This is a genomic window from Micromonospora coxensis, assembly GCF_900090295.1.
GTDB classification, from domain to species: Bacteria; Actinomycetota; Actinomycetes; order Mycobacteriales; family Micromonosporaceae; genus Micromonospora; species Micromonospora coxensis.
In genome coordinates this window covers 2,671,346-2,687,097 of sequence record NZ_LT607753.1, presented here as the reverse complement: position 1 = coordinate 2,687,097, position 15,752 = coordinate 2,671,346, and the positions used below count along the sequence as shown (strand labels likewise).

Sequence of the window (15,752 nt, the reverse complement as noted above, 5' to 3'; positions counted from 1 at the left end):
CACCGACCCCGGGTTGCGGCCCACGGCCACCGGATCGGCCGGTCGCCCCGCATGATCGCGCGAAAACCGGCACTGGCGCGATGGCTACCCGCCGGTAATGATGCGTCCATGCAGTACGACGTGGTCGTCATCGGGTCGGGCTTCGGCGGCAGTGTGACCGCGCTCCGGCTGGCCGAGAAGGGTTACCGGGTCGGCGTGCTGGAGTCCGGTCGGCGCTTCGCCGACGACGAGTTCCCGCAGACCTCCTGGCGGCTGCGACGCTTCCTGTGGGCCCCGCGGCTCGGTTGCTTCGGCCTGCAACGGATCACCCTGCTCCGCTCGGCCGACCGGAAGGCCGGCGGTGGGGTGCTGGTGCTCTCCGGGGCCGGGGTGGGTGGCGGCTCGCTGGTCTACGCCAACACCCTCTACGAGCCCCTCGCCGCGTTCTACGAGGACCCGCAGTGGCGGGACATCACCGACTGGCGCGACGAGTTGGCCCGCCACTACGACCAGGCCAAGCGGATGCTCGGGGTCACCACGTACCCGGTGAGCACCGGCGCGGACCGGGCGATGCGGGCGGTGGCCGAGCGGATGGGGGTGGGGCACACCTTCCACGCCACCCCGGTCGGCGTGCACATCGGCCGCCCCGGGGAGCGCGTCGCGGACCCGTACTTCGGCGGCGTCGGGCCGGAGCGCACCGGCTGCAACCACTGCGGCTCCTGCATGACCGGCTGCCGGCACGGGGCGAAGAACACCCTGGTCAAGAACTACCTGTGGCTGGCCGAACGGCTCGGCGTCCAGGTCCACCCGCTGACCACGGTGACCGCCGTCCGGCCGGCGCCCGGCGGCGGGTACGAGGTGCACACCGAGCGGACCGGGGCCTGGCTGCGCAAGCGCCGTCAGGTCGTGCACGCCGAGCAGGTGGTCTTCGCGGCCGGGGCGCTCGGCACCCAGCGGCTGCTGCACGCGATGAAGGCGAGCGGGGCGCTGCCGGCGCTGTCGCCGCGCCTGGGCGAGCTGACCCGGACCAACTCCGAGGCGATCCTCGGCGCGTCGGTCGGGCCGCGCCAGGCCCGCTCCCGTGGTCTCGACTTCACCGAGGGGGTGGCGATCACCAGCTCGTTCCACCCCGACCCGCAGACCCACATCGAGCCGGTCCGCTACGGCCGGGGCTCGAACGCGATGGGGCTGCTCCAGTCGTTGCTGGTCGACGGCGGGCCGCGCCGGGTCCGGCGCTGGCTGGGCGCCATCGTCCGGCAGCCCGCGACGGCCGCCCGGATGCTCTCCGTCCGGCGCTGGTCGGAACGGACGGTGATCGCCCTGGTCATGCAGTCGGTCGACAACTCGCTGACCACCCGGTTCCGGCGTGGCCCGTTCGGCCGCCGGCTGGTCTCCGGCCCGGGTCACGGCGCACCGAACCCGACCTGGATCCCGGCCGGCAACCAGGCGGTCCGGCTGCTCGCCGAGGAGATCGGCGGTACGCCCGGCGGCGCGTTGACCGAGCCGTTCAACATCCCGATGACCGCGCACATCCTGGGCGGGGCGGTGATCGGCGCGTCCCCGGCCGACGGGGTGATCGACCCCTGGCACCGGGTCTACGGCCACCCGGGGCTGCACGTGGTCGACGGCGCGGCGGTCTCGGCGAACCTCGGGGTGAACCCGTCGCTGACGATCACCGCGCAGGCGGAGCGGGCGATGGCGTACTGGCCGAACAAGGGCGAGGACGATCCCCGTCCGCCGCTCGGTGAGGCGTACCGGCGGGTGGCGCCGGTCGCGCCGCGCCGGCCGGCGGTGCCGGCGGACGCTCCGGGGGCGCTGCGCTGACCGGCCCGGCCGGTCAGTTCTCCGGGTTCGACGGGTGCCGGGGCCGGGCACGCCGGTCCATCCAGGCCACCAGGGCGGAGTGCGGAACGGTGAGCGCCGCCAGCACGGCGACGGTGGCGGGCAGCAGGTCGATCGGTCGGCCCGGTGCGACGGTCAACGCCGCCAGGGCGGTGACCGCGGCCACGGTGGGCAGGGCCGCCCGCCGGGCGAAGCGGCGCAGTGGCGGCCCGAGTCGGCCGGCGGCCAGGTCGGCGTGGTTGCCGGGGTCGCCGTGCAGCAGCCGGGCCACGTGCCGGGCCGAGTGCCAGGTGGCGAAGTAGACACCGATCGCCAGCGCGGGTGGCACGGTGGCGAACAGGGCGAGCAGGAGGACCGGTTCGGCGGCGTCGGCCCGCCGGCCCGCCCGCACGTCCCGTAGCACCGTGCGGGCGACGGCGGCCAGCAGGCAGGCCACTGCCAGGGCCCGCACCTCGACGGTGAGCAGCTCCGGCACGCCCGGGGCGACGGCGGTGAGCAACAGGTCCACCGCGTCGGGCCAGAGCAGCAGGGGCACCAGCACCGGCGGTCCGCCCCGGGCCAGCACCCCGGACACCGACTGACGGACCGGCCGGCCGTCCCGTTCGGCGTGGAACGCCTCGTCGGCGGTCCCGAAGTGGGCGACGGACAGGGCGAGGAAGCCGACCAGCGCGGGGCCCGGCACGGCACGGAACACCACCAGGGCGGCCCCGGCGAGGGCCGCGTAGCCGAACGCCACGGCCAGCCGGGCGGCCGGCGGACGGGCCCGGGCCGACATCCAGGCGGGGACCAGGTGGTCGACCGCCCCGTGCGGCAGGCCGAGGAGCAGCCCGGCGAGGAGGTACGCCGGGGAAGCCCCGACGTCGTGACGGTGCAGCACCGGCGCCAGGACCAGCAGGGCGACGGCGGTCAGCAGCGACGTGCCGCCGACCAGGCCCAGCATCCGGCGGCCCGGGTGCGGGACGGGCAGCGTGCGCTCGCTCTGCCCCGCCACGCACAACGCCGTCCGCCGCCGGGCCGCCCGTCCCGCTGGTGCGCCGGTCGCGGCCGGGCGCGGGCCTTCGAGGCCCGGGGGGCCGGTGGGGGCCGTCATGGCGGATTCCGGAGCGAGAGTTCACCCCGGGCGCTGAGCGCCCGCAACCGGCCCAGGTCGATGATGCTCCAGCCCACCTTCGACGCGATGGACAGCGCGACGAACAGGCCGCTGACGACGGCGGCCCCGAGCAGTTCGACGCCGGAGGGCCCGAGGATCCAGATCAGCGGGTACCCCGCCCAGAGGACGCTGAGCAGCGCGGCGGCTTCCCGGTACGTGTGGTAGAGCCCGTCCGGCTGGCGGCGGGCGACGGCCCGTAGCGGGCCCCAGATCAGGGCGAGGACGACGAGCAGGCCCAGGCTGCCGAGGCCGAAGAGCAGATACCGGGCCCACGGGTCGGTGGTGAGGTCGGCGAGGAAGCCGCTGAGGAGCATGGCGACGTTCGTGCCGACGAGCGCGGCCAGCAGGGTGGGATGCCGTCCGGGCAGGGCGTGCGTCGCGGTGAGGACCAGCGCGACCAGCAGCAGCGAGGCGGTGACCGTCCAGTCCACGTACCGCGCCCAGTAGATCGGGTGGTCGTCTCCGTCGGTCCGACCGCCGCCGAGGGCCATCAGCGTGTACCAGAGCCCGGACCAGACCGGGATGGCGATCGCCACCCGGTACTCGATCCGGGGGACCCCTCTCGGGTCGGCGTGCCAGCGGAGGAAGAGCAGTGCGCCGGCCGCCATCGCGGCCACGTAGAGCCACAGCCACCACACGTCGTCGTCTCCTGCCCCGTTCGGCCGGACGGGTGCCCGGCCGCTCGACGACTCGCCTGCGTGGACGTCCGGGTTCGGCGGATCACGCTCGCTGCGCTGTCATCACCACCTACGGTAATCAGGCAGTTCGTGGATAGAGGGGTCAAATGCCGGGTTGGTCGGCGGAGCGGGGGAGACGTGAACTTCGAGAACACGTTCTCGTACAACGTGGACCAGTTCACCCTGATCTCGCACGTGCTGAGCCTGGGCTTCGCCGTGATGGCCGCCGGGCTGGTCTACTTCCTGGTCACCCGGAGTTCCCTGGCGCCGAGGTACCAGTTCTCGTCGGTGCTCTCCGCCGTCGTGATGGTGTCGGCCTTCTTCGAACTGTTCCTGCTCTACCAGCGGTGGGTGGGCGCCTTCCGGTGGGACGGCACGGCGTTCGTCCAGTCGGGCACCCTCTTCTCCAACGGCTACCGGTACGTCAACTGGTCGATCGACGTGCCGGTGCTGCTGATCCAGTTGCTGATCGTCATGGGCGTGACCGGCCGCCGGTTCCACCAGAGCTGGGTGGCCTTCGTCGTCGGTGGGCTCGCCATGATCTACACCGGGTACGCCGGGCAGTTCCACGAGGTCGAGCGGGACGCGCCGTTCTGGGTCTGGGGACTGGTCAGCACGCTCTTCTTCGTCCTGCTGCTCGTCCTGGTGGCCCGGATCATCTTCGGCAACCTGGCCCGGCTGCCCCGGTCGGCGCGAGGGCCGGCCCGGGCGGTGTGGTGGCTGGTGCTCGTCTCGTGGCTGCTCTACCCGGGGGCGTACCTGATGCCGGCCCTGTGGGACTCGGCCGACGGGGTGGTGGCCCGGCAGATCACGTACACGGTGGCCGACATCACCTCGAAGGTGGTCTACGGGGTGCTCCTCGGGATCATCGCCCGTCGGGTCAGCGCGGTCGAGGGGTACGCCCCCGCGGTCGCCGACGAGGTGGCGCTGCCGCGCGGCGGCATCACGGAGGCTCCTGCTGCCCGCGGCTAGCGGCGCAGCGGCCGGCGCAGGATGTGGTTGATGCCGAACTCGGTGTCGCTGACCCGGACGTCCCGGTAGCCGATCCGCCGGTAGAAGCCGTGCCCGGTGATGCTGGCCCCGGTCTCCATGAACTCGTGACCCTCGGCCCGGGCCAGGTCCTCGATGTGCCGCATCAGCCGGCGGCCGATGCCGCCGCCGTGCGCGTCGGGGTCGACGAACATGGTGTAGACCTTGTTGCCGTCCCGGGACACCGTGCCGACCACCCGCCCGTCGCGCTGCGCGACGTAGATCCGTCGTTCGGAGCCGAGTTCGCGGAACCGGTCGGGGGTGAAGTGGGCACACATCCGGTCGATCAGCTCGGCCGGGTAGTCGCGGCTGTTGACCTCCCGCAGGCAGCGAACCACCAGGGCCGACAGCGTCTCGCCGTCCTCGGGCCGGAACGGCCGGATCGTCACCTCGCCCATTCGTGCCCCTCTCGTCCCCCGTCCGCCCGGGGCCGTCGGCACGGTAGCGGTGCGGAGCGCGGGACGCCGGCCCGAGGGACATCCCGGGGCGTACCGGACGGGATGGGCGGGCGCCGGTGAGCCGTACGACAGGTCGGCCGACGCGCCACGCGGATGGCGCGGGGCGCGGCCCGGGGCGGCGGTGGCGGTGGGTAGGCTTTCTGCACATGAGCACGCCTCGTCCCGTCCTCGTGGTGGACTTCGGAGCCCAGTACGCCCAGCTCATCGCGCGCCGGGTGCGTGAGGCGAAGGTCTATTCGGAGATCGTCCCGCACTCCATGCCGGTGGCGGAGATGCTGGCGAAGAAGCCGGCCGCGATCATCCTCTCCGGCGGCCCGTCCAGCGTCTACGCCCCGGGCGCTCCCCAGATCGACGCCGGCATGTTCACCGCCGGCGTGCCGGTCTTCGGCATCTGCTACGGCTTCCAGGCGATGGCCCGGGCGCTCGGCGGCACGGTCGCGAGGACCGGCAACCGCGAGTACGGCGGGACCCCGCTGCGGGCCCGCGCCGACGCCGGCGTGCTGCTCCGCGAACTCCCCGACGACCTGCCGGTCTGGATGAGCCACGGCGACTGCGTGACCGAGGCCCCCGAGGGCTTCACGGTCACCGCCGAGTCGGCGGGCGCGCCGGTCGCCGCCTTCGAGGACCTGGCCGGCCGGCGGGCCGGCGTGCAGTTCCACCCCGAGGTCGGGCACACCGCGCACGGCCAGGAGATGCTCAAGCGCTTCCTCTACGACATCGCCGGGATCGAGCCGACCTGGACGCCCGAGAACATCATCGACGAGCAGGTCGCCCGGATCCGGGAGCAGGTCGGTGACAAGGAGGTCATCTGCGGCCTGAGCGGCGGCGTGGACTCCGCGGTCGCCGCCGCGCTGGTGCACAGGGCGGTCGGTGACCAGCTCACCTGCGTCTTCGTCGACCACGGCCTGTTGCGCGCCGGCGAGGCCGAGCAGGTGGAGAAGGACTACGTCGCCGCCACCGGCATCAAGCTCAAGGTGGTCGACGCCCAGGAGCGCTTCCTCGGCGCGCTGGCCGGGGTGACCGACCCGGAGCAGAAGCGCAAGATCATCGGCCGGGAGTTCATCCGGGTCTTCGAGGCCGCCGCCCGGGAGATCGCCTCGCACGGCGACGTCGAGTTCCTGGTTCAGGGCACCCTCTACCCGGACGTGGTGGAGTCCGGCGGCGGCACCGGCACCGCCAACATCAAGAGCCACCACAACGTCGGCGGCCTCCCGGAGGACCTGAAGTTCGCCCTGGTCGAGCCGCTGCGCACGCTCTTCAAGGACGAGGTCCGCGCGCTCGGCCTGGAGCTGGGCCTGCCCGAGGCGATGGTCTGGCGGCACCCGTTCCCGGGTCCGGGCCTGGCCATCCGGATCATCGGCGCGGTGGACCGGGAGCGGCTGGACCTGCTCCGCAAGGCCGACCTGATCGCCCGGGAGGAGCTGACCAACGCCGGCCTCGACCGGGGCGTCTGGCAGTTCCCGGTGGTGCTCCTGGCCGACGTGCGCAGCGTCGGGGTGCAGGGTGACGGGCGCAGCTACGGGCATCCCGTGGTGCTGCGCCCGGTCTCCAGCGAGGACGCGATGACCGCCGACTGGTCCCGGCTGCCCTACGAGGTCGTCGCCCGGATCTCCACCCGGATCACCAACGAGGTCGCCGAGGTCAACCGGGTGGTCCTGGACGTGACCAGCAAGCCGCCGGGCACCATCGAGTGGGAGTGATCCCGGCTCATCCGGCCGGCGGCGTCGGCGGCTGAGGTGCCGGGCGGGGCTCCGGCTGCGGCGTCGGCAGCGGCTCGGTGACCGGCTCCGGGGCCGGGGCCGGCGGCCAGGTCGTCGCCGGTGCGGCACCGGGCGCGGCGCCCGCCGGGTGCGGCCAGGCGGGCGCGCCCGGCGGCTCCTCCGGCATCAGGAACCACATGATCGGGTACGCCAGCGCGGCGAGCCCGCCGGTGAGCAGGGTCGTGACGGCGAAGATCAGCCGGACCAGGGTGGGGTCGACGGCGAAGTAGCGGCCGAGGCCGCTGGCGACACCGGCCACCATCCGGTCGGTGGTGGGGCGGCGCAGCTGCTTGTACGGGGCCTGGGGTGGGGTCGTCGAGGTCATGTCCCCACGGTCCGTCGGCGGGTGGCCGGACGACCTCGGTGACCGCCCGGATCCCTACCCTGATCGATCCCTGATACGCCAGCCAAGAGTCAGGAATCTGACTCTTTTCGATGCCGGTAACCGGACGCGGGGACAATTTCGTCTCGTGACCACCTTGCTGGAGCCGCTCCGCAGGATCGCGGCATACGCAGTTTGTGCTGATTCAGTCGGCCGAGTGTTGCTGGTCCGCGCCTCGGAGCGCTCCGGCACCCCCGGCGTGTGGTCCCTGCCCGGAGGGGCGGTCGACCACGGTGAGGATCCCCGGCACACCGTCGTGCGGGAGACCGCCGCCGAGACCGGCCTCTCGGTCGCCGTCTCCGGCCTGGACGACGTCCTCGCCGACATGCGTGCCCTGCCCGACCGGGGCATCACCATCCACACCGACCGCCTCGTCTACCGGGTCACCGTGCGCGGTGGCACCCTGACCGACCGGGTGGACCGCCCCACCGACCTGGCCCGGTGGTACACCCTCGACGAGGCCCGGCAGCTGCCGCTGCGCTCGTTCACCGCGCGCGCCCTCGGCCTGCCCGCCTCCTCGGCCGACATCGTCCCCGACGAGGCGCCCGAGTTCCCCTCCTTCTACGCCGTGCCCGGGCCGGACGGCCTGCACCGCGCCCAGCGCTTCGCCGCGTACGCGGTGGTGACCGACCCCGAGGGTCGGGTTTTGCTGACCCGGGTCTCCGACGGGTACCCGGGCGCGGGCTGCTGGCACCTGCCCGGCGGTGGCACCGACTACGGCGAGCAGCCCGGCGCGGCGCTGATCCGGGAGCTGGTCGAGGAGACCGGTCAGTCCGGTCGCCTGGTCGAGCTGCTCGGCGTCGCCAGCCACCGGGACGCCGCCTCGCTCGGCCCGGAGGGCTACCCGATCGACTGGCACGGCGTCCGCGCCTTCTATCGGGTGGTCGTCGACAAGCCCGCCCCGCCCACGGTCGCCGACGTCGGCGGCTCCACCTGCGAGGCCAGGTGGTTCGCGAAGGAGGAGCTGGGCGCGCTCCCCACCGACCGCCTCACCGAGGTCACCGCCGAAGCCGTCCAGGCCGCCAACCTCACCTGACCCTCCCCTCCCCGGCTCCCTCCTCCCGCCCCCTTGCCGGTGATCATGAAGTTATTGTCGGGACACGCCGACGGTGACGGCGACAACTTCATGATCGACCCGGTGTGGGTGGGTGGCGGGGGAGTGTGGACGGGTGGAGGAACGGCGGCGGATCGGGGCGTACGGGGTGCTGTGGGGCTCCGACGGGCGGGTGCTGCTGGTGCGGGGGGCCTCGGGCTGCCCGTTTCCGGGGGTGTGGCGGGTGCCCGGTGGGGGTGTCCGGCACGGTGAGCATCCGGTGGCCGCGGTGGTGCGGGAGTTCGCCGAGCAGACCGGGCTGACCGTCGAGGTCACCGGCGTGCGGGACGCCGTCGCCGACGTGACCACCTACCGCGACCCCGACGTCGCGGTGCACACCGACCGGCTGGTCTTCGACGTGGAGGCCCGGGGCGCCGACCTGCGCCCCGAACCGGCGGGCGGCAACGACGAGCTGGGCTGGTTCACCCCGCGGGAGGCGGCCGGGATGCCGCTGATGCCGTTCACCGCCGAGCTGCTCGGCCTTCCCGTCACGCCCCTGCCGGGGGACCTGTCCCGGGCGCTGCCGGCCGGCGGCCTCGCCGTCGGCGCCGCTGGCGGCGGTGACCCTGGCCGAGGGCAGGTCGCCGCGGCCACCGCCGACCGACGGCAGCGCTTCGCCGCGTACGGACTCGTCACCGACCCGGACGACCGGGTGCTGCTGACCCGGATCGCCCCCGGTTATCCCGGCGCGGGCAAGTGGCACCTGCCGGGAGGTGGCACGGATCACGGCGAGCAGCCGGCCGCCGGGCTGCTGCGCGAGCTGGTGGAGGAGTCCGGGCAGCTCGGTACCGTGGTCGGCTTGTTGACCGTCAGTAATCTGCACCATCCCGCCGCGCTGGGTCCGGAGGGGCGTCCGATGGACTGGCACAGCGTCCGGGTGGTCTACCGGGTGCGGGTCGAGGCCCCCACCGAGGCGGTGGTCACCGAACTCGCCGGCGGATCGACCGCCGAGGCCGCCTGGTTCACGAATGCGCAGGTGGCGGGCCTGCGGATGACCGAGGTGGCGGCTCTGGCAACCGGACGGTCGGGGCGATAGCACGCGCCCGCCGAGCCGATCGGGGGCACCTCCGGTACAGTCGGAGATGCGGGTTGGCGTAGGAAACGGGCGATGGAGCCCGAGATGGGAATAACGGAGCGGTTCGCGCGGTTAACGGAGATATAAGTACCGCCGGCAGCTATCGCCAACCACCACTCCCCTGTGCAATGGTGTACTCCGCTTCGACGGCTGCCGGGCCGACAGCGGTCCGGCCCGAGACAGCCGGACACCCGCCCACCTGGGCGGCCAGCCGATCCGGTGATGGAGGAAACGTGCCGAGAGCCCCATGGCGCCGGCGTCGTACGACTGACAGTCCGCGCCCCGCAGGGCGTCGCTGGGCGGGCCGGTTGCGCCGCAGCAGCACGTTCGCCCGCCAGGTGCTGCTGGTCCGGGTGGGCCGCCGCGACGGCGACCCCGGCACCGATCTGGTGCTGCCGGATCACCTCGTCGACCGGCCCCGCCGCCGGTACGGCTTCGACCGCTTCGGCCGGGCCGAGATCGAGGCGGTCATGCCGGTGAGCCCCGCCCTCGCCCCCGCCCCCGCGGTGGACGAGTCCCCGGCGATGTCCATCCCGCTGCTGCCCGGTGAGCGCACCGCGGCCCGCCGGATGAAGTTCGCCCTGGTCAACGCCTGCACGCTGGCCAGCCTGATGCTCGGCATCACCGCCATCTTCGTGGCCATGGCCGGCGAGGCCCGGGTGGCGGCGCTGCTGCTGATCGCCTGTGTCGCCTTCGACGGCCTCGACGGCGCGCTCGCCCGCAAGCTCGGCGTGGCCAGCCCGTTCGGCGCCCAGATGGACTCGCTGGCCGACATGTGCTCCTTCGGCCTCGCCGCGCCGGTGGTGGTCTACGCCTCGCTCGCCGGGTCGGCCCCCACCGCCGCCGCCGGTGTGGCCGCCGCCCTCGTCGCCGCCTGCGCGGCGATCCGCCTCGCCCGGTTCAACGTCTCGCCGAAGGACGGCCGGTTCTTCTGCGGCGTGCCGACGACCATGGCGGCGGCGGTGCTGGCCCTCACGGTCGCCATCGGGCTGCCGTTGCCGGCGGTCGTGCAGATCGCCGGGGTGGCCCTGCTCGCCTTCGCGATGGTCTCCAGCTTCCCGTACGCCAAGCTCGCCCGGCTGCTGAAGCTCCCGCCGTGGGTCTGGCTGGCCCCGGTGATCGGCGCGCTCGTCGACATCCGGCTCACCTTCGCCCTGGTGGTGGTGGGCTACCTGGTCAGCGGTCCGCTGCTCTGGCTGCACCAGCGCCGTACCGCCTGACCCACCGCACGTACGCAGAGGGGGCGCCGCGATTCGCGGCGCCCCCTCTGCACGTGTCCGTCGGTCAGCGCCAGCGGGCGATGACCGTGGCGCCGCCGACCACCTTGTCGCCCGGGCCGACCAGCGGCTCGGCGGCGTCCACCGGCAGGTAGACGTCGGTGCGCGAGCCGAACCGGATCAGCCCGAAGCGCTCGCCCTTGGCCAGCAGCGAGCCGATCGGCGCCCGCTGCACGATCCGCCGGGCGATCAGCCCGGTGCGCTGCGCCACCACGACCGTGCCGTGCGGGGTGTCGAGCACCGTGTACGCCGCCACGTTGTGCTCGGCCTCCGGCTTCATCGCGTTGGCGAACCCGCCGTCGGCGACGAAGTAGTCGACCACCTTGCCGGCCACCGGGGCCCGGTTGACGTGCACGTCCAGCACCGACAGGAAGACCGCGACGCGCAGCCACTCACCGTCGCCGAACCGCTCGTCGTGCAGCCGCTGCACCGACAGCACCTGGCCGTCGGCGGCCGCGACCACGGCCGACGGGTCCTCCGGAACGTCCCGCTCCGGGTCCCGAAAGAAGGCGGCCACCGGGGCGGCGGCCAGCGCCGGCAGCAGCCAGAGCTTCGACTTCGGGCGGGCCACCCGGGCCACCGCGGCGAGCCCGAGCGCGATGCCGGCCGCCGCGACGCCGTTGGAGTCGATGTGCATGCCGCGGGTCAGCGGCACGCTGGACGGCCGGTGGGCCGGGGCCAGCCGGGTGGCCAGCGCGGCGTCCGCCGGGGTGAACCGGAGGTGGTGCACCCGGACCGGCGGGGTGTTGCGCAGCACCAGGTCGACGCCGACGCCGTGCAGCACGCCCTGCCGGTCCAGCTCGGCGGCGGCGCCCTCGGTGCGGAACACCGGCGCGGCCACGCTCAGCACCGAACCGTCGGTGAGGTACTTGGCCAGGCCCTCGACGGTCGTCCGGGCCTGCTCGGCGGTGCCGGTCAGGGGCTCGGCGGCGACGACCACCTCGGCGGCGTCGGCCTCGGCGAGGGAGTCGACGACGCGTACCCGGTCGGCGACCCAGCGACCCTGGGCCGTGACGTGCTCGCGCAGCGCCGCGGCGTCGGTGGTCTCGGCCGGCACCACGGTGAGCGTGTCGCCGGGGAGCAGCGCGTCGATCGCCGCGGCCAGCACCGCGGACTCCGGGGTCGCGCCGACCAGCAGGGCGGCCTTGGCGTCGTTACGCCGGGCGAGCTCGGTGACGAGGGTACGGGCGGCGCGCTCGCCGATGCGGACCGGACCGGACCGGCCGGGGGTGCGCACGGCGGGGGACTGGGTCATGTCGGGCGGGCTCCTGACGGGGTAGAGACGGGCATCGCGGCGGGTCCGCCGCTGTCGACCTGGTACGCGCGGTCACCGGTGGGCCCGGCGACCTGACGGCCCGGCCGTGGACGCCGACCCGGCGCAGCGGACCGGCCGGAGGAGGGCGGGATCTCCACCGGCCAGCATACGAGCCCGCGCACGACGCCCGCAGCGCCGCGGTCAGCTCGGCGGGCGACGCTCACCGGCCGGCGGCCCGGTGACCGGCTCGACGGGGGACCAGCCCGGCTCCTGCTCCCGGGTGTCCGCGTCGCGGTCCTCGACCGCCTCGGCGGGCCGGTCGCTGACCGCCGCGGTCGGCCACTCGTCGGCGTCGGCGGCCTGATACCCGGCGGCCGGGCCGGTGGCGCGGTTCCCGGCGTCCGGCGCCCAGATCGGGGCGGTGGACTCCTCGGGCCCCTCCAGCCGGATCTCCGCGGTGGCCGGCTGACCGGACCGGGCCGCGTCCGGCTCCTCCCGGGTGTCGGCGGGACCGGGTCCGTCGATCCGGGTCGGCTCCGGCGCGGCCGGCTCGTCGGCGACCGGCAGCCGCGGCTCGTCGCCGGTCGGCTCCGTCGCCGGGAGTGGCCCCTCGCGGCGGTCGTGCCGGCCGGAGCGCAGCGCCCCGATCAGGCCGAGCAGCCCGATCAGCAGCAGCGCGCCGGCGAGGAACCAGCCGACCGGCGGCAGGGCGAGCCCGAGGATCTGGGCCAGCAGCCACCAGACGGAGAGACCGACGAAGAGCAGCCCGAACAGGAGGGAGACGAGATCCGTGCGGTGCACCCTCACCGGGTCACCTCCAGGTTGCCGGCGTTGACGTGGACGTTGAGGCGCAGCGTGCCACCACCCGCGCCGTCCGGGCCCAGGTCGGTGACCTCGCGGGACCGGCCGTCGGAGCGCCGGCCGAAGATCGTCGCGTCCCCCGCGTTGACGTCGGTCACCGTGGTCACGTCGACGTTCGGCGGCACCACGACGGTCGCCTGCCCGAAGTTCACCACGACGGTGACCTCCGTGTCCCGCTTGTCGAAGTCGATGCCCCGCAGGTCCAGCGTGGCGTCGCCGAAGCTGTTCTCGTACCGGGTGGCCAGGTCGCGCAGGTCGGTCGGGGCCCAGGTGACGTTCCCGTCCACGCCCCGGATCCGGTCGTAGGACTCGGCGACGGTGGCCACGCCGAGCGCGGCGGCGGTGACCAGGCCCAGCGCGATCAGCCAGCGGGCCCGGCCGAACCAGGTGCCGACCAGCAGCCCGAGGCCGATGGTGGCCAGCGCGGCGGCGAAGTAGGCGGCGGCGCCGATGGGGAAGACGCCGAGCAGGTCGAGGATGGCCACCACACCGAGGGCCAGGAAGATCAGCGAGAAGGTGATCGCGCCGAGCGCGGACCGTTCGCGCGGCCGCTTCGGCGGCTTCGGCGGGCGTACCGGCGGTGGAGGCGGCGCGGGCGGACCGGCGTACGGGCCGTGCGGTGCGAAGGGCGGCCGGTAGCTCGGGGGCAGCGGCGCGTTCACCGGCGGCGCGGGGACGGTCGGCGCCCCGACGGGGGGCGGTGCCACCGGCCGGCCGGCCACCGCCTGCGCCCCGGCCGGTGGGTACGTCGGCTGCGGCGCGGCCGACCAGGCCGGGAGTTCCGCCGTACGGGCCGGCGCGGGCGGGGCCGCCGGGGTCGGCTGCGTCGGGTCGAAGAGCCCGGGGGCCGGGTAGCTGACCGGCGGCACCGGGCCGGGCGGCGCGGTGGCCGGGGCGGGCGGCCCGCCGTCACCGGCCGACGGGGTGCGCCCGTCCCGGTTGAGCAGCAGCGCGCCCCCGATCAGGATCGCCGCGCCGAGCAGCACCGCCCGGAACGGGTCGGTGACGATGTAGCCGAAGCTCACCGCGACCAGGACGGTCAACAGGATGACGGTGACCGGGGACATGCTGGACCGCCCCCGGCCCAGCATCGACTCCACCGGGGAGGCGCTGTCCCCCTCCCCGGGGATGATCAGCCAGGCGGCGACGTAGACCAGGATGCCGACACCGCCGAAGAAGCCCAGCACAGCGAGGATCACCCGCCAGAGCACCGGGTCGGTGTTGGTGGCCCGGCCGACCGCGGCGCAGACTCCGGCCAGGTACCGGCCCTCGCGCGGACGCACCAGGCCGTACCGTGAGGTGAAGGCGGCGCCGCCGGACGGTGGCGGGGCGTACCCGCCGGGCGGCGGCGCGGCGTCGCCGCCGCCTCCCGGTGGCACGGACGTGCCCGGGTCGGCGGCGGGGTACGGCGGGGTCGGCGGTCCGCCCCACCCGGCCGCCCCGGGGCGGGGCGACGGGGCAGCTTGCTCGGTCATACCTCGATCCTGCTGCGTCGGTCGCCCGAGCGTCCTCCGGACCCGACCCTGACCCCACCCTGAGATCCCGGCCGCGCGAATGTCCGGGGCGTCCCCGTGGTCGGCGGCCCGCGCGCCGTGTGACGATCGGACCGGAACCGGTGGACCCTCCGGTGTCCGTGCCGCACCCTCCGTGACCAGGGAGCCTCCGATCAGCACCGTGACGCAGCCGCCCCGCCTCTACCGGGCGCCCGAGCACCGGCTGGCCGCCGGCGTGGCCGCCGGCATCGCCGACCACCTCGGCATCCCGGTGCTGCGGGTCCGGGTCGCGTTCATGGTCCTGCTCGGCCTGAGCGGCCTGGGACTGCTGCTGTACGCGGCGTTCTGGGCGGTGGTGCCGCTGCGTCCCGGGGACGCCGCCGCGCCGCCCCGCCGGGACCTGGCCCAGCTGCTGCCGTTCGTGCTGATCGGGCTGGGCGTGCTGCTGGTGCAGGTGATGGTCTTCGACTCGGTCGGCGCGGCGGGCACCGCCGGCTGGCTGGTGGCGATCATCGCGGTGGGCGCCGGGGTGATCTGGCACCAGTCCGCGCCGGAGCGCCGCCGGCAGTGGGGCGAGTCCATGCCGGTGCCCTGGCTGGGCGCGGTGGTGGAGGAGAGCGACCGGCGGGCGTTCGTGCTCCGGTTCGTCGGCGGCGGGGTGCTGGTCGCGGTCGGCATCATCGGCGTGGCGGCGGTCTACTCGCCGGTGCAGAACGTCGACGCGGTCGTCAACGGGGTGATCTTCGCGCTGGTCGGGCTGGCCGGGGTCGGGGTGGTGGCGGCGCCGGTGCTGTGGCGCACGTGGAGCCAGCTCCGCTCGGAGCGGGAGGGGCGCATCCGCGAGCAGGAGCGGGCCGAACTGGCCGCCATGGTGCACGACCAGGTGCTGCACACCCTGGCGCTGATCCAGCGCAACGCCAGCGACGTCAAGACGGTGCAGCGGCTGGCCCGGGGCCAGGAGCGGTCGCTGCGCAACTGGCTCTACAAGCCGACCGGCTCGCCGAGCGAGCGGTTCGCGGCGGCGCTGGAGCAGGCTGCCGCCGAGGTGGAGGACACCTTCGCGATCACCGTCGAGGCGGTGGTGGTGGGGGACCGGGAGACCGACGAGCGGGTCGGGGCGCTGGTGGCGGCGGCCCGCGAGGCGCTGGTCAACGCGGCCCGGCACGCCGGGGTGGCGACGGTGTCGCTCTACGCCGAGGTCGAGCCGGAGCAGGTGAGCGTCTTCGTCCGGGACCGGGGCAAGGGATTCGACCCGGATACCGTGGAGGACCACCGGCACGGCGTACGAGGATCGATCGTCGGACGGATGAAGCGGCACGGCGGCCGGGCGGAGATCCGGTCCGGGCCCGGGGAAGGAACCGAGGTCCGGTTGATTCTGCCGATCACCGGCAACGGCTCCACGGCGGAAAGGGACAGATGAC

Annotated in this window: 13 protein-coding genes and 1 pseudogene; 7 read left to right on the top strand and 7 right to left on the bottom strand. The window is 74.5% G+C overall.

What is annotated here, in order from left to right; all coding sequences use genetic code 11:
* The first annotated feature begins 108 nt into the window (after nucleotides 1-108).
* A complete protein-coding gene (locus GA0070614_RS12010; protein WP_088976040.1) occupies nucleotides 109-1,803 on the top strand; it encodes an FAD-dependent oxidoreductase in 1,695 nt (564 codons plus the stop codon).
* A gap of 13 nt (nucleotides 1,804-1,816) precedes the next feature.
* Here the strand turns inward: GA0070614_RS12010 and GA0070614_RS12005 are convergent, their stop codons facing one another.
* Together GA0070614_RS12005 and GA0070614_RS12000 are read right to left on the bottom strand one after the other, a co-directional pair.
* Nucleotides 1,817-2,812, bottom strand: a complete 996-nt coding sequence (locus GA0070614_RS12005; protein ID WP_157744987.1) for a Brp/Blh family beta-carotene 15,15'-dioxygenase — start codon at nucleotides 2,810-2,812, stop codon at nucleotides 1,817-1,819.
* 95 nt (nucleotides 2,813-2,907) lie between these two features.
* The gene (locus GA0070614_RS12000; RefSeq protein WP_088976038.1) at nucleotides 2,908-3,609 is read right to left on the bottom strand and encodes a bacteriorhodopsin; all 702 of its coding nucleotides are present in this window, start codon (nucleotides 3,607-3,609) and stop codon (nucleotides 2,908-2,910) included.
* Nucleotides 3,610-3,786: 177 nt separating this feature from the next.
* On the opposite strand from GA0070614_RS12000, the gene GA0070614_RS11995 reads away from it, so the two are divergent.
* The gene (locus tag GA0070614_RS11995) at nucleotides 3,787-4,620 is read left to right on the top strand and encodes a bacteriorhodopsin (protein WP_088976037.1); all 834 of its coding nucleotides are present in this window, start codon (nucleotides 3,787-3,789) and stop codon (nucleotides 4,618-4,620) included.
* Here the strand turns inward: GA0070614_RS11995 and GA0070614_RS11990 are convergent.
* Nucleotides 4,617-5,075, bottom strand: coding sequence for a GNAT family N-acetyltransferase (locus GA0070614_RS11990; protein WP_088976036.1), 459 nt, complete (start codon nucleotides 5,073-5,075; stop codon nucleotides 4,617-4,619). The two genes, GA0070614_RS11995 and GA0070614_RS11990, sit on opposite strands and share 4 nt — an antisense overlap.
* A gap of 206 nt (nucleotides 5,076-5,281) precedes the next feature.
* Between GA0070614_RS11990 and guaA the strand changes: the two genes are divergently transcribed.
* Nucleotides 5,282-6,835, top strand: coding sequence for a glutamine-hydrolyzing GMP synthase (gene guaA / locus GA0070614_RS11985; protein WP_088976035.1), 1,554 nt, complete (start codon nucleotides 5,282-5,284; stop codon nucleotides 6,833-6,835).
* A 7-nt stretch (nucleotides 6,836-6,842) separates the two neighbouring features.
* On the opposite strand, the gene GA0070614_RS11980 is transcribed toward guaA, so the two are convergent.
* Nucleotides 6,843-7,220 carry a PspC domain-containing protein gene (locus tag GA0070614_RS11980; RefSeq protein ID WP_088976034.1) on the bottom strand — a complete coding sequence of 126 codons (378 nt, stop codon included), beginning with the start codon at nucleotides 7,218-7,220 and terminating at the stop codon, nucleotides 6,843-6,845.
* A 145-nt stretch (nucleotides 7,221-7,365) separates the two neighbouring features.
* On the opposite strand from GA0070614_RS11980, the gene GA0070614_RS11975 reads away from it, so the two are divergent.
* The 3 genes from GA0070614_RS11975 to GA0070614_RS11965 all read left to right on the top strand — a co-directional run bounded on the left by GA0070614_RS11975 (nucleotide 7,366) and on the right by GA0070614_RS11965 (nucleotide 10,665).
* Nucleotides 7,366-8,313: an NUDIX hydrolase gene (locus tag GA0070614_RS11975; RefSeq protein WP_088976033.1), complete on the top strand. Its 948-nt coding sequence runs from the start codon at nucleotides 7,366-7,368 to the stop codon at nucleotides 8,311-8,313.
* Between the two features lie 133 nt (nucleotides 8,314-8,446).
* A complete protein-coding gene (locus GA0070614_RS11970) occupies nucleotides 8,447-9,406 on the top strand; it encodes an NUDIX domain-containing protein (RefSeq protein ID WP_088976032.1) in 960 nt (319 codons plus the stop codon).
* Between the two features lie 347 nt (nucleotides 9,407-9,753).
* On the top strand, nucleotides 9,754-10,665 hold the full coding sequence (locus tag GA0070614_RS11965) for a CDP-alcohol phosphatidyltransferase family protein (RefSeq protein ID WP_088976031.1): 912 nt from the start codon (nucleotides 9,754-9,756) through the stop codon (nucleotides 10,663-10,665).
* Between the two features lie 64 nt (nucleotides 10,666-10,729).
* Here the strand turns inward: GA0070614_RS11965 and GA0070614_RS11960 are convergent, their stop codons facing one another.
* The 3 genes and pseudogenes from GA0070614_RS11960 to GA0070614_RS11950 form a co-directional block, all read right to left on the bottom strand.
* Nucleotides 10,730-11,977, bottom strand: a complete 1,248-nt coding sequence (locus GA0070614_RS11960; RefSeq protein WP_088976030.1) for a phosphatidylserine decarboxylase — start codon at nucleotides 11,975-11,977, stop codon at nucleotides 10,730-10,732.
* Between the two features lie 623 nt (nucleotides 11,978-12,600).
* Nucleotides 12,601-12,784: pseudogene (locus GA0070614_RS31665) on the bottom strand (hypothetical protein); the annotation flags it as partial.
* The gene (locus GA0070614_RS11950; protein WP_088976028.1) at nucleotides 12,781-14,313 is read right to left on the bottom strand and encodes a PspC domain-containing protein; all 1,533 of its coding nucleotides are present in this window, start codon (nucleotides 14,311-14,313) and stop codon (nucleotides 12,781-12,783) included. The gene GA0070614_RS11950 and the pseudogene GA0070614_RS31665, both read right to left, overlap by 4 nt.
* A gap of 172 nt (nucleotides 14,314-14,485) precedes the next feature.
* Between GA0070614_RS11950 and GA0070614_RS11945 the strand changes: the two genes are divergently transcribed.
* Nucleotides 14,486-15,751, top strand: coding sequence for an ATP-binding protein (locus GA0070614_RS11945; protein ID WP_088976027.1), 1,266 nt, complete (start codon nucleotides 14,486-14,488; stop codon nucleotides 15,749-15,751).
* Nucleotide 15,752 lies beyond the last annotated feature (1 nt).

Bases quoted from the DNA above. Each gene is read 5' to 3' on its own strand.
- guaA (WP_088976035.1), top strand. From the start codon at position 5,282: ATGAGCACGCCTCGTCCCGTCCTCGTGGTGGACTTCGGAGCCCAGTAC.
- GA0070614_RS11950 (WP_088976028.1), bottom strand. From the start codon at position 14,313: ATGACCGAGCAAGCTGCCCCGTCGCCCCGCCCCGGGGCGGCCGGGTGG.
- GA0070614_RS11990 (WP_088976036.1), bottom strand. From the start codon at position 5,075: ATGGGCGAGGTGACGATCCGGCCGTTCCGGCCCGAGGACGGCGAGACG.
- GA0070614_RS11960 (WP_088976030.1), bottom strand. From the start codon at position 11,977: ATGACCCAGTCCCCCGCCGTGCGCACCCCCGGCCGGTCCGGTCCGGTC.
- GA0070614_RS11980 (WP_088976034.1), bottom strand. From the start codon at position 7,220: ATGACCTCGACGACCCCACCCCAGGCCCCGTACAAGCAGCTGCGCCGC.
- GA0070614_RS12010 (WP_088976040.1), top strand. From the start codon at position 109: ATGCAGTACGACGTGGTCGTCATCGGGTCGGGCTTCGGCGGCAGTGTG.